At 67.3% G+C, this 19207-nt stretch carries 18 protein-coding genes; 8 read left to right on the top strand and 10 right to left on the bottom strand.

From position 1 onward, the window contains the following. Positions 1–65 precede the first annotated feature (65 nt). From BOQ54_RS00610 to guaD, 4 genes are all read left to right on the top strand, one after another. The gene (locus BOQ54_RS00610; RefSeq protein ID WP_063186732.1) at positions 66–842 is read left to right on the top strand and encodes a ComF family protein; all 777 of its coding nucleotides are present in this window, start codon (positions 66–68) and stop codon (positions 840–842) included. Positions 843–899: 57 nt separating this feature from the next. Further along, entirely contained in the window at positions 900–1157 is a 258-nt protein-coding gene (grxC, locus tag BOQ54_RS00605) for a glutaredoxin 3 (RefSeq protein WP_063186730.1), read from the top strand. 33 nt (positions 1158–1190) lie between these two features. Then, positions 1191–1658 carry a DUF1178 family protein gene (locus BOQ54_RS00600; protein ID WP_071923048.1) on the top strand — a complete coding sequence of 156 codons (468 nt, stop codon included), beginning with the start codon at positions 1191–1193 and terminating at the stop codon, positions 1656–1658. A gap of 77 nt (positions 1659–1735) precedes the next feature. Further along, positions 1736–3052, top strand: coding sequence for a guanine deaminase (guaD, locus tag BOQ54_RS00595; RefSeq protein WP_071924347.1), 1317 nt, complete (start codon positions 1736–1738; stop codon positions 3050–3052). Here guaD and BOQ54_RS00590 read toward each other — a convergent pair whose 3' ends face one another. From BOQ54_RS00590 to BOQ54_RS19925, 9 genes are all read right to left on the bottom strand, one after another. Continuing rightward, positions 3053–4111 (bottom strand): NAD(P)H-dependent flavin oxidoreductase, encoded by a 1059-nt coding sequence (locus BOQ54_RS00590; protein WP_071923047.1) that lies wholly within the window; start codon positions 4109–4111, stop codon positions 3053–3055. It abuts the gene before it with no gap. Between the two features lie 113 nt (positions 4112–4224). Then, positions 4225–4620, bottom strand: a complete 396-nt coding sequence (locus tag BOQ54_RS00585; protein ID WP_055459472.1) for a Na+/H+ antiporter subunit G — start codon at positions 4618–4620, stop codon at positions 4225–4227. A gap of 21 nt (positions 4621–4641) precedes the next feature. Further along, a complete protein-coding gene (locus BOQ54_RS00580; protein ID WP_055459471.1) occupies positions 4642–4911 on the bottom strand; it encodes a K+/H+ antiporter subunit F in 270 nt (89 codons plus the stop codon). Then, complete coding sequence (locus tag BOQ54_RS00575; RefSeq protein WP_055459470.1) at positions 4908–5399, bottom strand: Na+/H+ antiporter subunit E; 492 nt, start codon at positions 5397–5399, stop codon at positions 4908–4910. The genes BOQ54_RS00580 and BOQ54_RS00575 overlap by 4 nt, the downstream gene beginning before the upstream one ends. A 3-nt stretch (positions 5400–5402) precedes the next feature. Further along, positions 5403–6938 (bottom strand): monovalent cation/H+ antiporter subunit D, encoded by a 1536-nt coding sequence (locus BOQ54_RS00570; protein WP_055459469.1) that lies wholly within the window; start codon positions 6936–6938, stop codon positions 5403–5405. Beyond that, a complete protein-coding gene (locus BOQ54_RS00565; protein ID WP_055459468.1) occupies positions 6935–7306 on the bottom strand; it encodes a Na+/H+ antiporter subunit C in 372 nt (123 codons plus the stop codon). The genes BOQ54_RS00570 and BOQ54_RS00565 overlap by 4 nt, the downstream gene beginning before the upstream one ends. 2 nt (positions 7307–7308) lie before the next feature. Next, a complete protein-coding gene (locus BOQ54_RS00560; RefSeq protein WP_071923046.1) occupies positions 7309–10179 on the bottom strand; it encodes a monovalent cation/H+ antiporter subunit A in 2871 nt (956 codons plus the stop codon). A gap of 314 nt (positions 10180–10493) precedes the next feature. After that, entirely contained in the window at positions 10494–10850 is a 357-nt protein-coding gene (locus BOQ54_RS00555; protein WP_055459466.1) for a hypothetical protein, read from the bottom strand. Between the two features lie 316 nt (positions 10851–11166). Beyond that, positions 11167–11535, bottom strand: coding sequence for a hypothetical protein (locus BOQ54_RS19925; RefSeq protein ID WP_157672606.1), 369 nt, complete (start codon positions 11533–11535; stop codon positions 11167–11169). 33 nt (positions 11536–11568) lie between these two features. Between BOQ54_RS19925 and BOQ54_RS00550 the strand changes: the two genes are divergently transcribed. Both BOQ54_RS00550 and BOQ54_RS00545 read left to right on the top strand, forming a co-directional pair. Then, positions 11569–13977 (top strand): glycosyltransferase, encoded by a 2409-nt coding sequence (locus BOQ54_RS00550; protein ID WP_186438009.1) that lies wholly within the window; start codon positions 11569–11571, stop codon positions 13975–13977. A 161-nt stretch (positions 13978–14138) separates the two neighbouring features. Continuing rightward, entirely contained in the window at positions 14139–14336 is a 198-nt protein-coding gene (locus BOQ54_RS00545) for a hypothetical protein (RefSeq protein ID WP_055459464.1), read from the top strand. Here BOQ54_RS00545 and BOQ54_RS00540 read toward each other — a convergent pair. Further along, positions 14311–16131 (bottom strand): glycosyltransferase family 2 protein, encoded by a 1821-nt coding sequence (locus BOQ54_RS00540; protein ID WP_157672333.1) that lies wholly within the window; start codon positions 16129–16131, stop codon positions 14311–14313. The two genes, BOQ54_RS00545 and BOQ54_RS00540, sit on opposite strands and share 26 nt — an antisense overlap. Before the next feature lie 314 nt (positions 16132–16445). On the opposite strand from BOQ54_RS00540, the gene BOQ54_RS00535 reads away from it, so the two are divergent. Beyond that, positions 16446–17285 carry a transporter substrate-binding domain-containing protein gene (locus BOQ54_RS00535; RefSeq protein WP_082831575.1) on the top strand — a complete coding sequence of 280 codons (840 nt, stop codon included), beginning with the start codon at positions 16446–16448 and terminating at the stop codon, positions 17283–17285. A gap of 122 nt (positions 17286–17407) precedes the next feature. Next, a complete protein-coding gene (locus BOQ54_RS00530; protein ID WP_063186722.1) occupies positions 17408–19111 on the top strand; it encodes a lysine--tRNA ligase in 1704 nt (567 codons plus the stop codon). Positions 19112–19207 lie beyond the last annotated feature (96 nt).

The following is a 19207-nucleotide window of genomic DNA, read 5'->3' as shown; positions in this document are numbered from 1 at the left end:
GATCCGTTGCGGCCTTATGGGCCGTTGTGCCGGCAAGGTCAAAGCTTTCCGCCGGCCGTTCGTCCATGAGCCAGATCGCTGGCTCGCCCCTCGCGGTCCGCCTGCGGCGCTCCGTCCGGCGGGTCGGGACGATGCTGGCGGACCTCCTCTATCCGCCGCGCTGTGTCGCCTGCGGGGCGGCGACGGCCGAGGCGCACGCGCTCTGTTCCCGCTGCTGGGGCGGCCTCGCCTTCATCGAGCGGCCGTTCTGCGAGCGGCTCGGCACGCCCTTCGCCGTGGACATTGGCGGCTCGCTCCTGTCGCCGGCGGCCATTGCCGACCCGCCCGTCTTCGGCCGGGCGCGGGCGGTCGCCCGGTTCGACGGCGCGGCGCGTGAGATGGTGCACCGGCTGAAATACGGCGACCGGATGGACCTCGCCGAAGCCATGGGCCGCATGATGGTGCGGGCGGGTGGCGAGATCCTGGCCGAGGCAGAGGTTCTTCTGCCCGTGCCGCTGCACCGCACGCGGCTCTTCTCGCGACGGTTCAACCAGGCGGCGGCGCTCGCCCGCGTAGTCTCCCACCACGCCGGCGTGCCGTGGGAGGCCGAGGCGCTGCGCCGCGTCAAGCGTACGCGGCCGCAGGCGGGCCTCACGCGGCCGCAGCGGGCGGGCAACCTGCAGGGCGCCTTCGCGGTGCCGCCGGAGCGGCGCGTGGCGGTCGAAGGCCGGTCGGTGGTCCTCGTCGACGACGTGCTGACCACGGGGGCCACGGCCAATGCGGCGAGCCGCGCGCTGCTGCGTGCCGGAGCGCGGCGGGTCGACGTGCTCGCCTTCGCGCGAGTTGTCGTCGGCGGGGAATGACCCCTATATGACAGGAAAGGCGCCGCGGGCCGGCGCGCGTGAAGGTAAGGCAGGAGTATGGCTCCCATCGTCATCTATACCAAGTCCTGGTGCCCCTATTGCAGCGCCGCCAAAGATCTGCTGCAGCGCAAGGGGGTGCCGTTCGAGGAGATCGAGATCACCGGCCGCAGCGAGCTGCGCGAGGAGATGATCGAGCGGGCGGACGGGCGCACCACCGTGCCGCAGATCTTCATCGGCGAGCAGCATATCGGCGGCTGCGACGACCTCTATGCGCTCGACGCCCGCGGCGGGCTCGACCCGCTACTCGTGGCGTGAAGCGCGCGGTCCGGACGCCGGAGTGAGCGTGAAATGATCCGCTACGACCTCGTCTGCGATAAGGACCATGCCTTCGACAGCTGGTTCCCCGACAGCGCGGCCTACGAGAAGCTTCTCGCCGGCGGGTTTGTCGCCTGCCCGCACTGCGGCTCCACGAAGGTGGCGAAGGCGATCATGGCGCCGGCTGTGAAGCGCACCGACAAGGGCCGGACGGCGCCTTCGCCGGCCCCGGCGGCCGGCCCGCCCGGCCCGGCGCCCGTTGCGCTCCTGTCGGAAAAGGAGCAGCAGATGCGCGCGTTCCTGCGCGCGGTGCGCCGTCACGTCGTGGAGAACGCCGAGAACGTCGGCGAACGCTTCCCCGACGAGGCCCGGCGCATCCATGCGGGCGAGACGGAGGAGCGCGCCATCTACGGCGATGCCTCGCTCGAGGAAGTGCGTTCCCTTCACGAGGAGGGTATCGAGGTGCTGCCGCTGCCGCGCCTGCCCGAAGAAGGCAACTGATCCGCCCCCGTGAACGGCTTTGACGCCGGTAGCGGCCGGCGTCAATCTGATCGGCACGAACAATGGAGCTTCCGGCCATGGCCGATCCCGCCTGGCGCGCCGTGCGCGGTCGCGTCCTCACTTTCCTTGCGCCGCCGCTCGGGGCGGGGGACGGGGCGAGCTATCGCTATCTCGCCGATGGCCTGGTGCTGGCGCGGGACGGCCGCATTGCAGCCGTCGGCGAGGCGAGCCCGCTTCTCGCGACGCTGCCGGCCGATACGCCGGTCGATCATTACCCGGACGGGCTCGTCCTGCCCGGGTTCATCGATCCGCACATCCATTTCCCGCAGACGCAGGTCATCGCCTCCTACGGTGCGCAACTGCTCGAATGGCTTCAGAAATACACTTTCGTCGAGGAGCAGCGTTTCGCCGATGCCGCGCATGCGGCCGAGCAGGCGGCGTTCTTCTTCGACGAACTCGCCCGCAACGGCACGACGACGGCGCTCGCCTTCTGCTCGGTGCATCCCGTTTCAGCGGACGCCTATTTCACCGAGGCCGAGCGGCGCGGCATGGGCATGCTCGGCGGCAAGGTGATGATGGATCGCAATGCGCCGCCGGCGCTCACGGATACGGCGCAAAGCGGATATGACGAGACGAAGGTGCTGATCGAGCGCTGGCATGGGCGCGGCCGCCAGCGCGTCGCCATCACGCCGCGCTTCGCTATCACCTCGACGCCGGAGCAGCTCGCGGCCGCCGGGACGCTGAAGCGGGAGCACCCCGATCTTCTCGTGCAGACGCATCTGTCGGAGAACCGCGCCGAGATCGAGACGGTGCGCCGGCTCTTTCCCGAGGCCGCCGGCTATCTCGACGTCTACGATCGTTTCGGTCTCACCGGTGAGCGCAGCCTCTTCGGCCACTGCATCCATCTCACCGAGGCCGAGCGGCGGCGCATGGCCGAGACCGGCTCGGTCGCCGTCTTCTGCCCGACATCCAACCTCTTCATCGGCAGCGGCCTCTTCGACATGGGACAGGCGCGCGAGGCGCCGGCCATGCGGGTCGCGGTGGCGACCGATGTCGGTGGCGGCACGAGCTTCTCCATGCTGCGCACCCTCGCCGAGGGCTACAAGGTACAGCAGCTCCTCGGCCGCAACTGGAGCGCGCTGGAAGCCTTCCACCTCGCGACCGCCGGCAATGCGGCGGCACTCGGCCTCGCCGGCGAGATCGGCACGCTGGAGCCAGGGGCCTTCGCCGATCTGGTGGTGCTCGATGCACACGCGACGCCGGTGATGGCGAACCGCATGGCCCGCATCGACGGCAACCTCGAGCAGGAGCTGTTCGTGCTCATGACGCTTGGCGACGATCGGGCCGTCCGCGCCACCTATGCAGCCGGCCGGCTCATCCACGCCGCGTCCTGATCAGGCCTTGCGGCTGGAGAGCCTCGCGATGGCCTCGGCTGTCTCGGCGGCCAGCCGGGTCATGAGCTCCGCCGCGCCCTGGCGGCGGGCGAGGCGCACGCCCTGGCCCGCCCAGAGCGAGAGGTATTCGGAGCGCCCCGCCTTGGCGGCGGCGGTGCGCATCGGCCGTGTCAGGGCGTTCTGCAGCGGGAAGGGGAGGATCGCACCCTTGGCGTCGATCGTCTCCATGAACCGGTTGGCGATGCCGCGGGCCGGCCGGCCAGAGAAGGCGCGGGTCACCCTTGTGGCATCCTCCTTCGCCGAGAGAATGGCCTCGCGATAGGCCTCGGGGATCCCGGCCTCGGCGCAGGTCAGGAAGGCGGTTCCCATCTGCACGGCGCTGGCCCCGAGCGCCAGGGCCGCCGCGATGCCGCGCCCGTCCATGATGCCGCCGGAGGCGACGACAGGGATCGACACTACGTCGGCCACCTGCGGTACGAGCGCCATGGTGCCGATCATGGCGCGCTCGAAAGGCGCGGCGAAGGTGCCGCGATGGCCGCCGGCCTCGCTGCCCTGGGCGACGACGATATCGGCGCCGGCGGCCTCAACGGCCAGAGCCTCCTCGACAGTCGTCGCCGTCGCCGCAAAGAGCATGCCCTTCGCCTTGACGGCCGCCACAACATCCGCGCCGGGCAGGCCAAAGGTGACGCTGAAGAGACCCGCGCCGCTTTCCAGCACCGCCTCCACCTGCTCGGCAAAGGTCTTGCCGGGAGCGTTCGGCATCGCGGGGGCGGGCAGCGCCAGTTCCTCACAGAAGGGAGCGACGGCGGCAACCGCTGCTTCCGCCTCGGCTGGGGTCTGCGGCGCAGGCAGGGGCGCGAACAGGTTGATGCCGAAGGGACGCGTCGTCGCCGCACGCACGGCGGCGGCCGCATCGAGGATTTGCTGCGGCGACAGATAGGCGGCGCCGATCGTGCCGAGGCCGCCGGCCTCGCTTACTGCCGCGACGAGGGCGGGCGTGTCGCCGCCGCCCGCCATCGGGGCCTGGATGACAGGGTGCGTGAGGTGGAGGCGCTGCATGATATCGGTCCGTTCACTCGGGAATGGACGAACGATAGCGCCATGCCATCCATCAGGAAAAATGGTTTTCGACGATCCCTGCCATCTATGAAAGAGATGGCCCGTGGTTGTCCTTACTTGCGCTCGAAGCCAGCTAGCTCGTCCGTCGAGCCCGGGGAGGGGTCGAGTGTCGCCCACCCCTTCTCGCTGCCGGTGGGCGGCAGCTTTGCGCGCTCGCGCCTGTCTCGCAGGATATGCGCCTTGGCGACCATGAAGGCTGTCACCGGTGCCGTCAGGAAGAGGAAGAGCGTGATGAGCAGTTCGTGAATGGACAGGGTGCCGCGCACCACCGCCGCATAGGCCATCGAGGCGATGAGGATGGAGCCGACGCCGAGAGTCGTCGCCTTGGTGGGGCCGTGCAGGCGGCGCATCATGTCCGGCAGCTTGGCGAGCGCGAAGGAACCGACGAGCAGGAAGAAGGCGCCGACGACGATGAGGGCGGCGATGAGGAATTCAGCGACGATGGGCATCGGTCCGTCCCTTGCCGGGGGTCATTCGATCACGTTGCCGCGCAGCAGGTACTTGCAGAACGACACCGTCGTGAGAAAGCCGACCATGGCGAAGAGCAGCGCTGCCTCGAAATAGGTCGGCGCCTCGAACAGCATGGCGATGACGACGATGAGCGCGATGGCGTTGATCACCATGGTGTCGAGGGCGAGGATGCGGTCGAGCACGTCGGGCCCTGCGACGATGCGGTAGACGTTGAGCACCACCGAAAGCCCGATGGCGACGAGCGCGATCTGGCAGGCGAGCGTGATCATTCGAAGATCCTCTTCAGCCGGGCCTCGTAGCGGGCCTTGATCTGGGCCACGGTGCCGGCCGGGTCGTCGACATCGAGGCAGTGGACGAGCAGCGCCCGCCCGTCGGCGGACAGGTCGGTACTGACCGTGCCCGGCGTCATGGTGATGGTGCCGGCGAGCGTTGTGATCGCCTCTGGTGCCGTGAGCTCGAGCGGAACGGTTATGAAGGTGGAGCGCAGGGCGTCGCCCCGGTGGAAGAGGACGAGCCGGGCGACCTGCACATTGGAGACGATGATATCCCACAGCACGACCAGCACGTATTCGACGATCACGAGCGGCGCGCCGATCTTCGGTCGCTCCGGCCAGTAGACGCTGGTGATCTGGGGAATGCCGATGCCGAGAATCAGCCCGAGCACCACGTGGCCGGCCGAGAAGTCATTGGCGAGCAGCAGCCAGACGAGCGTGATGAACAAGGTCAGGATGGGATGGGGGACGAGGATCTTGCGCATGGCTCAAAGTCCCGTCGCGCGGGCGGTCTTGATGGTGCCGAGAACCGCCTCGACATAGGCGCGCGTGTCGAGCGCCTGCTGCGCCGTCTCCGTGACGGCACGGGAGACGGGCGCGGCGAAGACCGACAGCAGGATCATGCCGGCGACGAGGGCGCCGGCGGCCATCGTCGGCAGCGCCCGGCGCTTCGGCTCATCCTCTTGCTCCTGCGGCGGCTGGGCGGCGCTCTTCCAAAAGAGCACGCTGCCGGCCCGGGCGAAGCCGACGAGCATGATGAAGCTACTACCGAGCACGATGGTCCAGATCAGGCCAGCATGGGCGGTCTCGCGCGTCGCGTCGAGGATGAGCAGCTTGCCGAGAAAGCCCGACAAGGGCGGCAAGCCGACCATGGCTATGGCCGCGAGGAAGAACAGCCCGCCATAGACGGAGTCGCGCGGGAAGGGGGGAGCGGCATTCAGCCGGTCGCGCGCCCGACCGCGCCGGACGGCGATGAGATCAACAAGGAGGAAGAGCGCCGCGCCGGCGAGGGTGCTGTGCAGGAGGTAGTAGAGGGCGGCGGCGACGCCGACCTGGTCGAAGAGGCCGACGGCGATCAACAGCGTGCCCATCGAGGCGACGACGGCAAAGCAGACGAGGTCGAGAAGCGTGCGGCTGGCGAGGACGCCGATGGCGCCGATGGCCAGGGTGACGATGGCGGCGGGAATAACCCAAGGTGCCGCGACGAGAGCCAACGGCCCGGCATCGGTACCGAAGACGAGGCCGTACATGCGCAGGACGGAATAGGCGCCGACCTTGGTCATGATGGCGAAGAGCGCGGCGACCGGCGCCGAGGCGGCGGCATAGGTCGTCGGCAGCCACCAGTGCAGCGGCACCAGTGCCGCCTTGATGGCGAAGACCATGAACAGCAGGAGCGCGCCAGTGCGAAGAAGCGCGATGTCTCCCGCGGCAACTTGGCCGGCCTTCACGGCCAGATCCGCCATGTTGAGCGTGCCGGTGACCGAATAAATGATGCCGACGGCGAAGAGGAAGAGCGTCGAGCCGATGAGGTTGATGGTGACGTACTGGAAGCCGGCCTTGAGCCGGCGCGGCCCGCCGCCGTGCAGCATGAGGCCGTAGGAGGCGATCAGCATCACTTCGAAGAAGACGAAGAGGTTGAAGAAGTCGCCGGTCAGGAAGGCGCCGTTGATGCCGAGCAGCTGAAACTGGAAGAGGGCGTGAAAATAGCGGCCGCGGCGATCCCAGCCGTGAATGGCGTAGACGACGACGATGAAGGCGAGACAGGCCGTCAGCAGGAGCATCATGGCCGACAGCCTGTCGAGCACTTGCACGATGCCGAAGGGTGCCGGCCAATTGCCGAGCAGATAGGCACGCGATTCGCCATCGCCGGCCAGCTGGTAGAGGCCGAAGGTGAGGAGGACGAGCATCAGCGTCGCGGCGATCGAGACAATGCGCTGGTGGAAGATGTCGTTGCGCGCGAACAGGATGAGATAGGCGGCGGTCAACGCCGGCAGCAGGGTGGGGGCGACGATCCAGTGGCTCATCGGGACGCCTCCCCGCCACGGGATTCGATATTCGCGCCTTCGTTCATCTCTCGCATGGCGACGTTGTCCGATCCCGTCTCGAGGAAGCTGCGCAAGGCCAGGACGACAATGAGCGCCGTCATACCGAAGGAGATGACGATGGCGGTCAGCACCAGCGCCTGCGGCAACGGATCCGTATAGGTGGTGGCGAGGGGGTGGATGATCGGCGGCTTGTCCACCACGAGCCGGCCCATCGCGAAGAGAAAGAGGTTCACCGCATAGGAGAGGAGAGCGAGCCCGATGATGACCGGGAAGGTGCGCGCCCTGAGAGTCATGTAGACGCCCGCCGCCGTGAGCGTGCCGATGGCGCTGGCGAGGAGAAATTCCATGCTCATTCGCCCGCTCCTTCCGTGGCGGCCGGCACCGGCAGAGGCATCTCCTCCGGCTTCAGCTTGATGTCCATGGGCCCCTCCGGCACCGGCTCGCGCTCGGCCCGCTGCTCGACGCGGGAGATCTGCGCGAGCGACAGCATCACGGCGCCGACCACGGTGAGGAAGACGCCGGTGTCGAAGCCCATGGCGGAGGCAAGCTCGAACTCGCCGACGACGGGCAGGTGCACATAGCCGAAGGTGCTCGTGAGGAAAGGCGCGCCGAAGAGCCACGCGCCGATGCCGGTAAGGCCGGCGACGATGATGCCGGCGCCGATCATGGCCTGGGCGTCCACCCGGGCGCGGTCGGCCGCGAAGGTGTAGCCGCTGGCGATGTACTGCATGATATAGGCGATGGCGACGATCAGGCCGGCGATGAAGCCGCCGCCGGGCTGGTTGTGACCGCGCAGGAATATGTAAGCGGCGACGGTGAGGGCGAGCGGCAGCAGCACGCGCGTGGCGACGACGAGGATGAGCGGGTGCGCGTCCTTGCCTTCTTCGCCCTGCCGCATGGCATCCAGGCGGCGGGCCGCTGCTCCGCGCAGCGCGTTGTCGAGCAGGGCGAAGATCGTCAGGGCGGCGATGCCGAGCACGATGATCTCACCGAAAGTGTCGAAGCCGCGGAAGTCGACCAGTGTCACGTTCACCACGTTCGTGCCGCCGCCACCGGGCTTCGACTGGGCGATGTGAAAATCGGAGATGGTGGTGAAGTCCCGCGTCATCACGGCATAGGCGATGCCGGCGATGCCAAGTCCGGCGACGAGGGCGATTGCCCCGTCGCGCAGGTGCACGCCGAGGCCCTTCTCGAGCACCGTTTTCTTCGGCAGGAGGTTGAGCGCGAGCAGCAGCAGGATCGTGGTCACCACCTCGACGGAGATCTGCGTCAGGGCGAGATCGGGTGCCGAGAACTGCAGGAAGGCAAGCGAAACGATGAGGCCGATGACGCTGGTGAGGACGAGCGTCAGCAGTCGGTCCGCATGGCGCAGGACGATGGCGAGCGCCGCCCCGAGAAGGACGGCCCAGGCGATGACGGCCGGCAGGTTGACCGCCATGGGCACTCGCTCGCCGGCGCCGTGCGGCGCATCGAAGAAGGCGACGAGGCCAACGGTGACGACAGCGACGATGGTGGCGCCCGCATAGGCTTGCAGCGACCCGGCGTGCGAGGCGTCGATGAAGCGGCGCGAGGCGAGGACGAGCGCGCCGATCGTCCTGTCGAACAGGCGCTTGGCTTCCGGCCGCGGCAGCGAGAGGCGCAGGCTGTTGGCGGCGTCGAAAGCCGCGAAGAGTGCCGCGCCGCCGGCGATCGCGACGAGGCTCATGAAGAGCGCGGGCGTCAGGCCGTGCCAGAGGGCAAGGTGGAACTCCGGCAGCGGCCCGCCGACGATCGCCGTCGCCGTGCGGATGACGACGGGCTCGGCGATGGCCGGCAGAAGGCCGATGGCGACGACCGGGACGACGAGCACGGCGACCGGCAGCCACATGCCGAAGGGCGGATCGTGCGGGTGGTGCGGATAGTCGTCCCGGACGGGGCCGAGGAAGGTGCGGATGGCGAAGCGGGCCGAATAGGCGACCGAAAGGAGCGCGCCGAGCGTGGCCAGCGCGGGGACGAGCCAGGCCGTGCCGGCGTAGGCGGTGTGCGACGCCTCCTCCAGCATCATCTCCTTTGACAGGAAGCCGTTGAGGAGCGGGATGCCCGCCATGGACGCGGCGGCGACGAGGGCGAGCGTAGCGGTGATCGGCATCAGCGTCATGAGACCGCCGAGGCGACGGATGTCGCGTGTGTGCGCCTCGTGGTCGACAATGCCGGCGCTCATGAAAAGCGGCGCCTTGAAGGTGGCATGGTTGAGGATGTGGAAGGCGCAGGCGATGGCTGCCATGGGTGTGCCGAAGCCGAGCAGCATCACCATGAGGCCGAGGTGGCTGACGGTGGAGAAAGCAAGCAGGGCCTTGAGATCGTCCTTGAAGATGGCGATCCAGGCTCCGACGATCATGGTGACGAGGCCCGCCGACGTGACTGTGAGGAACCACATGTCGGTGCCGGCGAGCGCCGGCCACAGGCGCGCCAGCAGGAAGACGCCCGCCTTCACCATGGTGGCCGAGTGCAGGTAGGCGGAGACCGGCGTCGGCGCCGCCATGGCGTGGGGCAGCCAGAAATGGAAGGGAAACTGTGCCGACTTCGTGAAGGCGCCGAGGAGGATCAGCACCAACGCCGGGCCGTAGAGCGGAGATGCCTTGATGATCTCGCCGCGCGCGAGGATCTCCGTGAGCTCGTAGCTGCCGGCGATCTGGCCGAGGATGAGCATGCCGGCGATGAGGCATAGCCCGCCGCCGCCGGTCACCGCCAGCGCCATGCGGGCGCCCTGGCGCGCTTCGGGCAAGTGCCGCCAGTAGCCGATGAGCAGGAACGACGAGAGCGAGGTGAGCTCCCAGAACACAAGCATCATCAGGATGTTGTTCGACAAGGCGATGCCGACCATGGCGCCCTGGAACAGCAGGAGATAGGTATAGAACACGCCCATCGGATCCCGGCGGTCGAGATAGAAGCGGGCGTAGAGGATGATGAGCAGGCCGATGCCGAGGATGAGCGCGGCGAAGAACAGGCCGAGGCCGTCGACGAAGAAGGAGAAGCGCAGACCGACCGGCGCCAGCCACTCGACGCTCCAGGCCGGTACCTCGCCCCGGTAGACGGCGGGCACCTCGGTCAGGAGCAGCACGAGCGCGGCGAGCGTGAACGCCCCCGCGAGACTGGCGCATGCATTACGGCCGGATCGAATGGAGAAGACGGGGAAGACGGCTCCGAGAAACGGTAGCAGGGTGATGAGCGCCAGTTTCATGCGAGTGCGTCGTTCCCACCTTCGATTGACCGCATCCGGCCACCCCTCCCGGCGTGCCAGCGCGCCGGACAGGGCCGTTCACAAGGTCGTGAGTCCCTCTCGGGCCGGCATGCGGGAGGACTCCCGCTGCCGGGACGGGAGCCGGCGACGTCGTTGCCGACGGGCGCCCTTCTCATCCGGCCCGGTCGTCATCCAGCCGGAAGCCCGCGAAGGGCAGCGGAAAGATGCCGACGGGGGGATGTGCCATCCCCGTTGCGCGCGGGTCAAGACTTTCAGGCGCTGCGCCGGTCGTTTTGTGCAGCGCAGCAAAGACTTCAGGGCAGCCGCCGTTCCTCGAAGAAATCGGCAATGCCGGCGTTCGTCGCACTGTCGGCGGCCTCGATCGCTTCCTTGACGCGGTTACGGTAGCTCATCATGGCGTTGAGGAGCTGGGCCGCATCGTGGGACAGGCCGAAGCGCAGCCAGCTCTCGATGGTGCTCTCCGGCAAGCCTGTGCGGTCGCAGAACTCACGCATGGAGGAGAAGCCGAGTCCGGCCACGGTCGCACGGAACGCGTCCGGGCTCATGCGCTGCTTGAGCGCATGGGTATGAACGCGTTCCATGACATGGCCGAGGTCGTCGAGGGCCGTTTTCAGCGATCGCTTGGCAAGGTCGGGCAGGCGCGGTGCCATTGTCGTGCCTCCGTCGCAGCCGCTCCCATGGAGCGGACATCATGCGCCATGGCGGCGGCGGCGCAAGCTCCCGCCTCCCCATCCTTCCTGCCCAAAGCCGCCGCTCCTGCGTGATATGTCAGCCTCTTGGCCGGGTTCGCCAGTCGCTGGTGAGTCGAATTTGCCCCCGGCGCGCATACCATCAGGTTGGTGTCGGCCGCAACCGCATGCCGTCGGCCCCAGCGCCCGTTCGGCGGCAAGGAATCGCTGCAGGGAGAGGCTTTCTCCGCGTGCCCAACACCCTCTTTCCTTTCATGCATTGCGTCTTTTTCTTTAATCACGGTGGAATTTTCAGATGCAGCAGATTGTTTCCAGGCTGACACATGGCGTTCGCCAACAGACGGGCAGAAACGGATTTGCCTCGGATCTGGACAGTCTCGTCTTGGCCTGTGCGACAAAAATCAACGCCGCATGCCTCTATCTGGCGCATGCCTTCCGGGTTCTCTTCTTTCGAGCCGGACAATACGGGGCGCAATGGGCCTACCTCCTTATCCGGCGGAAACTCGTAGGTGCCCTCGGCTACGGCGCTTTCCTGTCCGTCAATCTCCTGCACCGTGTGCCGGTCGTCGGACACGGCATCGCGATCACGCTCAGCGGGCTCATCCTCGAGAAATATGGCCGCTGGCTCTGCAGCGTCCACTTCCATCGGGCGCCCGATCGGGCCGGACGGCTTTCCGGAATGCAGGACCTGCTGCGCGGCAATGTGACCGTGGTGCCGATCCAGTTCTTCGATCCGGCCTATTACCAGCAGCATTTCCCCGGCCGATCCCTCATCACGATGGAGGCTCTGCTGCATTTCCTGCTCGTCGGCCGCTGGCGGCGTATGAGCCCGACGCCGTGGTTCTCTTATCCCGTCTACCTCAGGAAGAACCCGGATATCGCGGGCTGGGGAGGCGAGCCTTTCCGACATTTCGTCACCTTCGGGCTCCGGGAGGGCCGCAGCGCCAGCGACATGTTCAATCCGGCCGGCTATCTCGCTGCCAATCCGGACGTGGCGGCTGGCGGCATGCCGGCGCTGGAGCATTTCGTATGCTATGGCCAGGTGGAGCGGCGGCGCGGCGTGCCCCTGCCGCCGGGGCCCGAAGAGCCCCGTTTTGCCGGCAGCGACCACGATGCCGACCACTACCTGCGCAAGATCCTGGCTCTGCCACGCCCCGGCGCGATGCAGCACCTCTTCGGCTGGACCGCACGCGCGGCCGTCGATGTCATCATCCCCGTTTATCGCGGCAAGTGCGAGACCATCACCTGTCTCTACCGCGTGCTCTCGGCCGCCAACGGGACGGCCTCCTGCGTCGTCGTTGTCGACGATTGCTCACCGGAAGAGGATCTGTCGGACATCCTCAAGCTCCTCGCCAAGAAGGGCTACATCCGGCTGATCAGGAACCCTGTGAACGAAGGCTTCGTCAGGTCCGTCAACAAGGCGATGCAGCTTCACCCGGCCCGTGACGTCATCCTGCTGAACTCCGACACGGAAGTGTTCGGCGACTGGATCGACCGCTTGCGGAAGGCCGCGCAGGCGGATGCGCGCTTCGGCACCGTGACGCCCCTGACGAACAACGGGACGGTCTGCTCTTATCCCTTCTTCAACGAAGACAACGACCGGCCGCTCGAGGTTCCCTACGCGGAGATCGACCGCATCGCCGCCTCAGTGAATGCGGGAGAGCCTATCGAGCTGCCGACCGCCATCGGCTTCTGCATGTACATCAAGCGGGAGCTCATCGACAGGATAGGCTATTTCGATGCGGAGGCATTCGGGACAGGTTACGGCGAGGAGAACGACTTTTCGCTGCGCGCGATCGATGCTGGTTGGAAGAACGTCGCCGCCCCGAATGTCTTCGTCCGGCACCTCGGTGCGACGTCGTTCCGCGAAGAGCGGCGGGAGCGGATCGAGCACGCCATGCGGGTCATCGACGAGCGGCATCCGCACTATCAGACCGAGGTGCAGGCCTTCCTCAAGGCGGATCCACTGCGAAACGCGCGCGAGCAGATCGACCGGGAGCGCTTGCGACGTGCGTGCCGCGCCCAGAACGTGCTGCTCGTCAGCCATATTCGCGGAGGCGGTACGGAGCAGCACGTGCGCGAGGAGATGCGCCGCCTGGAGGCGGCAGGATATGGCGTCTTCCGTGCCGTGGCCGATCCGAGGTTCCATGACCGTTTCGATATCGTCGGCGCGCATGTCGCGAAGATGCCGATGCTTTCGGCGCTCCACACCGGGCTCGACCTGCAGCTGCTGCAACACCTGGCGGACGATCTGGCGATCACGGAGGTCCACGTCCACCACATCATGGATTTCGGCGCTCGTCCGGCCTCGAGCGTGACAAATCTCCTCAGACACCTGCAGCGGCCGTGGCGCGTCGTCGTGCACGACTATTTCGGCATCTGCCCGCGTGTGAACCTCATCGACACCAAGGGCATCTACTGCGGGGAGCCGGGTGACTCTGCCTGCCAAACCTGTTTGCAGGCCAGTCCGACCGAGTTCGGCGTGCCCGACATCCGGGCGTGGCGGGCCGATTACCATGAACTGCTCGCCGGAGCGCAGGCCGTGGTCGTACCCGATGAGGACGTGGCCAGGCGACTGCGCGGCTACTTTCCCGATATCGGCTTCCAGATCCGGCCGCACGACAATGTCATGCCGATGCCGCTGCTCAAGCGACCGCGTCCCGGTTCCCGCATCCTGCGCGTCGGCGTTCTCGGCGCCATCTCCGCCATCAAGGGTTTCGAGAAACTCATCGACTGCGCGACTGACGCCCGGCTGCGCGGTCTGCCCGTCGAGTTCGTCGTCATCGGCTATACCGAGAACGACGACAGGGCGGCGCAGGCCGGGATCACGGTAACCGGACCCTACGACAATGCGACCGTTCTCGAAACCATCGATGCCCTCGATATCGACGTCATCTTCCTGCCTTCCGTCTGGCCGGAAACCTATTCCTACACCCTCTCGCTGGCATTGCGCGCGGCGCGGCCGATCATCGTGTTCGACGTCGGCGCCGCGGCGCGACGGATCCGCGGATTACATGGCCACAAGCTGGTTCCGCTGCATTACAACGGCTGGAGGATCAACAATACGATCCTCGAGCTTCTGCCCTAGAGTGATCGTGACCGGCTCGGATCGGATCTGACCTCGAACGCGGGGGTTGGCAGGGGGGCCGAGAGAGCCGCAGCGGCGCGAAACCTGCGGGACGAGACGGTTGGGCGTCCGGCCGCGACCTGCTATCCTGTCGACGTCACAGGGTCGAGACGAGGTGTGCTGTGGATGGCACGAAGCTGAGCGGCGGAGTACGGACCTCGGATGAGGTCGCGCTGACGAGCGGGCAGCGGCTGCTCCTGCTTGCCGTCTCGGCCGTTTTCGGCGTCGCGCTCATGGCGGCGGGGCTCTTCTTCTGGAGCCAGTCGTCCCAGGCCGTTTTCGCCGACTGGTTGCTCACGGCGATCGCCGGTTGCTTCTGACGGGATGAATGATCGCTTCGGCGGAAGCCGTGCGGCGCCGCGCCGCTTCGGATGTGCGCGCTAGCCCGTGTTCCGTCTTGTTCCAGCGGAACGGGCTGCAGATGAGTTCGATCGCACCCAGCCAGGCGGCGAAGGAAATCAGCACGAAATAGAGCGGCATGAGCGCGACATAGGGCGCGAGCCGCTGCAGCTTCCGGCGACGCAGGCCGATGCAGGCGGGTACGAGCATGGCAAGGCCGCCCGCCGCGAAGAGTGTGAGGCCGATGGCGGCGACGGCGCGGCGAACCGGCTCGTCGGCGGCCAGCAGGCTGCCGTCGGCGAGCATGCGCACCGATGCGATGAGGAAGATGGGGAAGAACAGCGCCGTCAACACGGTCCCGGCCACCGTTGCGAAGGCGCCCAGAGTGCCGGCGGGGCCCAGCTGCCGCAGCGCGGTTCGCGGTTCGCGCGTATGCGTGACGCACACCTGGAGCCATCCCTTCATCCATCGCGCACGCTGGGCGAGCCAGGCGCGCAGCCGGGCCGGCGCCTCCTCCCGCGTCGTTGACGGCAGGTCCTCGACCGCGTAGCCGAGCCGCGCCAGCCTGAGGCCGAGGTCGGCATCCTCGGTGACATTCCAGGCATCCCAGGCATGGACCCTGCGCAACACCGCCGTCCGGAAATGATTGGACGTGCCGCCGAGCGGCACAGGGAAACCGAAGGTGGCAAGGCCCGGATTGATGACATCGAACAGCACCGCATATTCGATGGCGAACAGGCGCGTCAGCAGGCTGTCGTCGACATTGTCGATGGCGAGGTGCGCTTGCAGGCAGGCGACATGCGCGGGCGCGGCGGCCAGATGCGCGGCCGCTAGGCGCAACTGCTGCGGCTCAGGCACGTCCTCGGCATCGTAGACGACCGTATATTCGCCGCGTGCCAGTTGCAGCGCCAAGTTGAGCGCGCGGGGCTTGGTGCGCGGCAGACCCGGTGGTGCGACGACGACCTCGAACCAGGGCGGCAGCGTCTGACGGCGCAGCGCCACGGCGGTCGTCGCGTCGTCGCTCTCGACGACGAGCTTGATATCGAGCTTGGCCGGCGGATAATCGAGATCCTCAAGGGCGGTGAGGAGCTGCGGCAGGACGCGCTCTTCCCTGTGCAGGGGCACGATGACGGTATAGGTCGGCAGCGCGTGATCCTCCGGGCTGCGCCGCGGCGGGTGCCGGGGCGGCTCCAGGCAGCAGGCGAGGCGCACCGTCACCATGGCGATGAAGACGAGGCCGCACAGCGAGGCGAACAGGCCGAAGGCTGCCGCCGGCGCCCGGACGAGGAAGAAGCTCATGACGCCCACGGCGAGCGCGAGCAGGCCGATTTGCGGGCCGCTCATCTGACCGCGGTAGGAGAGCGCGGCGGCCGCATCGGCAAGACCATTGGCGGCAAGATGGGCGATGTGTCGGGGAAAGGCACGCATCGCCAGCCTCGTCAGCAGACGCGGCGTCGTGAGCGCCACGCCGGCATCGTGCCAGCGGGCGTGCTGCTCCATGAACCGGCCGAGATGACGCACGCCCGGCGCGATGGCGAAGCGCAGGCCCTGCTCGTCAGGGTGCAGCGGCACAACCCCGGCGGTCAGACATTCGGGGAAACGTGCGCCGGTGCCAATGCGCATGTTGCGGCGCAGGAACGGCATGCCAACGGCCTCGGCGACGGCGGCATAGAGCCTCTCCTCGTCGATGGCGCCGCACGCGAGAAGTGCTTCGAAGGGTGAGACCCGCCATAGGTATGCACGTCGGCGGGCCTCGGCGAGAGCCTGTCCCGACACGCCGTGCTGCAGCAGAAAACCGATTTCGTCCGTGTCTGCTCCGCAATCAAAACTTGTATAGTTCAAATAGACATCTTCGCTTTGTTGATCGAAATGCCATTGATTTCCCCCGACGGCTTCGGAGGAGAGAATTTCACTCTTCATCTATTATGCCCCGTAACCCGCAGACAGATTATCCACAGGCGGAATTTTGTAAATTTGTTTGTTTCGAAGAGCCGGGCTCGGTGCTCGGTAGCGCCGCGACCCCCTTGCCGGCACGGGCGCCCTTGGCGCACAACTGCAGATATCAGCCGGCAGGTTCTCAAGGAGGCGGAGTGTTCAAGGCATCGCTGCTTCGATTGCTCGTCCTCGTGTTCCTCGGCGGACCTGTCCTTGCGGCCGAGGCGGACGGTCCCGTCGTGCCCAATTTCTGGGACACGCGGACGCGCATCGAGAAGCCGGACCTGTCCTGGGTCCGGGTCGTGCGGGTGATGACGGACGATGAGTTTCCGCCGCTGCATTTCGCGGGTCCCGACGGTGTGCCTACTGGCTTCGCGGTCGAGCTTGCGCGCGCCGCCTGTGAGGTGCTGTCGGTTGCCTGCACCATCCAGGCGCGCCGATTCGACACGCTGCTGCCGGCGCTTGAAGCCGGCCACGGCGACGTGGTGGCTGCCGGCATTGCCATCACCGCATCTCTGAGGGAGGGCTTTGCCGTCACGGCCCCCTTCCACCGCATGCCGGCGCGCTTCGTCGTGCGCCGTGAGAAGGCGCCGGACAGACTTACGCCCGAGGTGCTCGCCGGCCGCTCCATCGCGGTGATTGCCGGCAGCGCGCACGAAGCCTTCCTGAAAGCCTATTTCCCCGAGACCGAGGCGAAGCCCTATGCGAATCTGATCGCGGCGCGTGAGGCGTTGAGGGCGGGCGAGGTCGATTACCTGTTCGGCGACGGCATGAGCCTTGCCCTGTGGCTCAACGGGCGTGTGGCCGACGATTGCTGCCGCTTCGTCGGCGGCCCCTATCTCGAGAGCCGCTATTTCGGCGAGGGTGTGGGCTTCGTGCTGCGTAAGGACGACAAGGTGCTGAGGCGCGCATTCGACTACGCGCTGCAGCGCCTTTGGGACAACGGCACCTATGCCGAGCTCTACCTGCGCCATTTCCCGGTCGGCTTCTATTGACCTTTCCGGAATTTGGCGGGAAATGCCGCGTTGACGCGCGGGGGTGCCCTACCTAGTGTCCGCCCGCCCTGGCCTCGGCCCCGATCGGCGGCCGGCCCCTCATTCTTGAAGAGACCTGTATCATGACGCATCCGCTCCATCTCGATCCCGCGCTCGTCGAGGCCGCCCGCGCCTCGGCCGCCTGGCCGTTCGAGGAAGCGCGCAAACTCGTTGCGCGCCTGGAGCGGTCGGGCAAGAAAGAGGCGCTGTTCGAGACGGGATACGGCCCCTCGGGCCTGCCGCACATCGGCACCTTCGGCGAGGTGGCGCGCACCTCCATGGTGCGTCACGCCTTCCGCGTGCTGACGGAAGACCGCATCCCGACGCGGCTCGTCGCCTTCTCGGACGACATGGACGGGCTGCGCAAGGTGCCGGACAACGTGCCGAACCGCGAGATGCTCGCCGCGCATATCGGCAAGCCGCTGACGCGGGTGCCCGATCCCTTCGGCACGCACGAGAGTTTCGGCCACCACAACAACGCGCGCCTGCGCGCCTTCCTCGACGCCTTCGGCTTCGACTACACCTTCATGTCGGCGACCGAGTGCTACACCTCGGGCCGCTTCGACGCCACGCTGCGCCTCGTCGTCGAGCGCTATGACGAGGTGATGGCGATCATGCTGCCGAGCCTGAGGGCAGAGCGGGCGCAGAGCTATTCGCCCTTCCTGCCCGTCCATCCGAAGACCGGCATCGTGATGCAGGTACCGATCGAGGAGGTGAGGAAGGACAGCGCCACCATCGTCTGGCGCGATCCCGCGACGGGCGAGCGCTTCGAGACACCGGTCACTGGCGGCCATGCCAAGCTGCAATGGAAGCCGGACTGGGCCATGCGCTGGGTGGCGCTCGGAGTCGACTACGAGATGGCGGGCAAGGACCTCATCGATTCCGTGCGTCTGTCGGGCCAGATTGCCCGCGCGCTCGGTGCGCCGCCGCCCGAGGGTTTCAATTACGAGCTTTTCCTCGACGAGAACGGTCAGAAGATCTCGAAGTCGAAGGGCAACGGCCTGACCATCGAGGAGTGGCTGCGCTACGGCACGCCCGAAAGCCTCGCCCTCTTCATGTACAACAAGCCGCGCGAGGCCAAGCGCCTGTTCTTCGACGTCATCCCGCGCCACGTCGACGATTATCTCGGCTTCCTCAACGCATACGGCCGGCAGGAGTGGAAGCACCGGCTCGGCAATCCGGCCTGGCACATCCATGCCGGCGAGCCGCCGGCGCCCGAGACGATCGAGGCGGCCGGCGCCAACGGGACGTCGACGCAACTTACCTTCGGCATGCTGCTCAACCTTGCCGGCGTCGCCAATACCGAGGATCCGGCGGTGCTGTGGGGCTTCATCCGGCGCTATGCGCCTGGCGCGTCGCCTGAGACGCATCCGCGCCTCGACAAGCTCGTCGGCCATGCCGTCAACTACTTCCGGGACTTCGTGCGCCCGGCCAAGACGTTCCGGGCGGCGAGCGAGGCGGAGCGGAAGGCGCTCGCCGATCTCGACAACGAGCTTGCGGCGTTCGAAGGATCGAGCGACGCCGATGCCCTTCAGGCGGTCGTCTACGAGGTCGGTCGCCGGCACTTCCCCGATCTCAGCGGCAAGACGAAGAGTCCGGACGGGCGTCCGGGCGTCTCGCAGCAGTGGTTCTCGAGCGTCTACCAGGTGCTGCTTGGCGAGGAACGCGGGCCGCGCTTCGGTTCCTTCATCGCCCTCTATGGCGTCGCGGAGACCCGGGCGCTGATCGAGAAGGCACTGTCCGGCGCGCTCCTGGCTGAGCACGAGGCTTTCCTCGCGGCGCGTTGAGCCGGCCCAAGGTGCGGCGAGCCGTTTCCGGACGGCCCCGGGGGGCGCAACGTGCCGTGCCATGGCGCGACCGCGCCTGCCGGGCTATGGTCCCGG

The organism is Chelatococcus daeguensis, assembly GCF_001887265.1.
In the GTDB taxonomy this organism is placed as follows: Bacteria; Pseudomonadota; Alphaproteobacteria; order Rhizobiales; family Beijerinckiaceae; genus Chelatococcus_A; species Chelatococcus_A sambhunathii.
This window is presented reverse-complemented; position numbering and strand designations above follow the sequence as displayed.